The sequence below is a fragment of the Photobacterium sp. R1 genome, from assembly GCF_054600795.1.
In genome coordinates this window covers 1-336 of the sequence record NZ_BAAHZP010000284.1, presented here as the reverse complement: position 1 = coordinate 336, position 336 = coordinate 1, and the positions used below count along the sequence as shown (strand labels likewise).

Annotated in this window: 1 protein-coding gene; it reads right to left on the bottom strand. The window is 51.2% G+C overall.

Annotated features, from left to right (window positions below; all coding sequences use genetic code 11):
* Nucleotides 1-222: PilZ domain-containing protein (locus ACYP03_RS25055; protein ID WP_459782535.1), on the bottom strand; the 222-nt coding region annotated here is incomplete at its 3' end.
* Nucleotides 223-336: the final 114 nt, after the last annotated feature.

Here is a 336-nt window from a genome sequence, read left to right as displayed (position 1 = left end):
GGCAACCAGCTCAGTGGCCATCGTCATGTGAATATCTGTGTCATGCAGGGTGACATCAACGTCAAACGGGGCGTTGTCATCCGGCTGCCAGTGCTCAGGCCGGCCGAGCAAAATACCATGCAGTGAGATATCCCGAACATCAGCAGACCAGAGTGACTGGGCCTGACGTATCTGCGCCGGGGCCTGATAAACAATACGGATAAACTGGCGTCTTTCGTTCATAGTCTGTGATTACCTGTATGAGCCTATATTGTCGAGTTTAGGGTCTGTTGGCTTTTTTGGGTTCTGTTTTTTCTATGTTGACGCGATATCTGTCTGCAGCGCTGCAGCTGCGTT